Genomic DNA, 2,822 nt, shown 5'->3' with positions numbered 1-2,822 from the left:
TACGAACTTTCGGGTCTTTCGTCTTCACCACCACAATCTGGCCGCAGCGCAAATTGCTTGGGTGTTATATGGTCAAGCCTCACGGGCAATTAGTATTGGTTAGCTCAACGCCTCACAGCGCTTACACACCCAACCTATCAACGTCGTAGTCTTCGACGGCCCTTCAGGGAGCTCAAGGCTCCAGTGAGATCTCATCTTGAGGCAAGTTTCCCGCTTAGATGCTTTCAGCGGTTATCTCTTCCGAACATAGCTACCCGGCAATGCCACTGGCGTGACAACCGGAACACCAGAGGTTCGTCCACTCCGGTCCTCTCGTACTAGGAGCAGCCCCTCTCAAATCTCAAACGTCCACGGCAGATAGGGACCGAACTGTCTCACGACGTTCTAAACCCAGCTCGCGTACCACTTTAAATGGCGAACAGCCATACCCTTGGGACCGGCTTCAGCCCCAGGATGTGATGAGCCGACATCGAGGTGCCAAACACCGCCGTCGATATGAACTCTTGGGCGGTATCAGCCTGTTATCCCCGGAGTACCTTTTATCCGTTGAGCGATGGCCCTTCCATACAGAACCACCGGATCACTAAGACCTACTTTCGTACCTGCTCGACGTGTGTGTCTCGCAGTCAAGCGCGCTTTTGCCTTTATACTCTACGACCGATTTCCGACCGGTCTGAGCGCACCTTCGTACTCCTCCGTTACTCTTTGGGAGGAGACCGCCCCAGTCAAACTACCCACCATACACTGTCCTCGATCCGGATAACGGACCTGAGTTAGAACCTCAAGGTTGCCAGGGTGGTATTTCAAGGATGGCTCCATGAGAACTGGCGTCCCCACTTCAAAGCCTCCCACCTATCCTACACAAGCAAGCTCAAAGTCCAGTGCAAAGCTATAGTAAAGGTTCACGGGGTCTTTCCGTCTAGCCGCGGATACACTGCATCTTCACAGCGATTTCAATTTCACTGAGTCTCGGGTGGAGACAGCGCCGCCATCGTTACGCCATTCGTGCAGGTCGGAACTTACCCGACAAGGAATTTCGCTACCTTAGGACCGTTATAGTTACGGCCGCCGTTTACCGGGGCTTCGATCAAGAGCTTCGCTTGCGCTAACCCCATCAATTAACCTTCCGGCACCGGGCAGGCGTCACACCCTATACGTCCACTTTCGTGTTTGCAGAGTGCTGTGTTTTTAATAAACAGTCGCAGCGGCCTGGTATCTTCGACCGGCGTGGGCTTACGCAGCAAGTGCTTCACCCTCACCGGCGCACCTTCTCCCGAAGTTACGGTGCCATTTTGCCTAGTTCCTTCACCCGAGTTCTCTCAAGCGCCTTGGTATTCTCTACCTAACCACCTGTGTCGGTTTGGGGTACGGTTCCCAGTTATCTGAAGCTTAGGAGCTTTTCTTGGAAGCATGGCATCAACCACTTCGCGCTCTAAAGAGCACTCGTCATCAGCTCTCGGCCTTGAAATCCCGGATTTGCCTAAGATTTCAGCCTACCACCTTAAACTTGGACAACCAACGCCAAGCTGGCCTAGCCTTCTCCGTCCCTCCATCGCAATAACTGGAAGTACAGGAATATTAACCTGTTTTCCATCGACTACGCTTTTCAGCCTCGCCTTAGGGACCGACTAACCCTGCGTCGATTAACGTTGCGCAGGAAACCTTGGTCTTTCGGCGTGCGAGTTTTTCACTCGCATTGTCGTTACTCATGTCAGCATTCGCACTTCTGATACCTCCAGCAAGCTTCTCAACTCACCTTCACAGGCTTACAGAACGCTCCTCTACCGCGTCATCAAAGATGACACCCGTAGCTTCGGTGCATGGTTTGAGCCCCGTTACATCTTCCGCGCAGGCCGACTCGACTAGTGAGCTATTACGCTTTCTTTAAAGGGTGGCTGCTTCTAAGCCAACCTCCTAGCTGTCTAAGCCTTCCCACATCGTTTCCCACTTAACCATGACTTTGGGACCTTAGCTGACGGTCTGGGTTGTTTCCCTTTTCACGACGGACGTTAGCACCCGCCGTGTGTCTCCCATGCTCGGCACTTGTAGGTATTCGGAGTTTGCATCGGTTTGGTAAGTCGGGATGACCCCCTAGCCGAAACAGTGCTCTACCCCCTACAGTGATACATGAGGCGCTACCTAAATAGCTTTCGAGGAGAACCAGCTATCTCCGAGCTTGATTAGCCTTTCACTCCGATCCACAGGTCATCCGCTAACTTTTCAACGGTAGTCGGTTCGGTCCTCCAGTCAGTGTTACCTAACCTTCAACCTGCCCATGGATAGATCGCCCGGTTTCGGGTCTATACCCAGCGACTAAAGCGCCCTATTAAGACTCGCTTTCGCTACGCCTCCCCTATTCGGTTAAGCTCGCCACTGAATATAAGTCGCTGACCCATTATACAAAAGGTACGCAGTCACCTAACAAAGTAGGCTCCCACTGCTTGTACGCATACGGTTTCAGGTTCTATTTCACTCCCCTCTCCGGGGTTCTTTTCGCCTTTCCCTCACGGTACTGGTTCACTATCGGTCAGTCAGTAGTATTTAGCCTTGGAGGATGGTCCCCCCATGTTCAGACAAAGTTTCTCGTGCTCCGTCCTACTCGATTTCACTGGCAAGAGATTTTCGTGTACGGGGCTATCACCCACTATGGCCGCACTTTCCAGAGCGTTCCACTAATCTCAAACCAGCTTAAGGGCTGGTCCCCGTTCGCTCGCCACTACTAAGGGAATCTCGGTTGATTTCTTTTCCTCAGGGTACTTAGATGTTTCAGTTCCCCTGGTTCGCCTCTTGCACCTATGTATTCAGTACAAGATAACCAGCTT

1 rRNA gene is annotated in these 2,822 nt (G+C 52.3%); it reads right to left on the bottom strand.

From position 1 onward, the window contains the following. Positions 1–68 precede the first annotated feature (68 nt). Positions 69–2,822: ribosomal RNA gene (locus ACVWZ5_RS25485) — 23S ribosomal RNA — on the bottom strand; the annotation flags it as partial.

The sequence above is a fragment of the Pseudomonas sp. TE6283 genome (genome assembly GCF_054060555.1).
The sequence above is the reverse complement of the archived record's forward strand: the minus strand, read 5'-3'. Positions and strand labels throughout refer to the sequence as shown.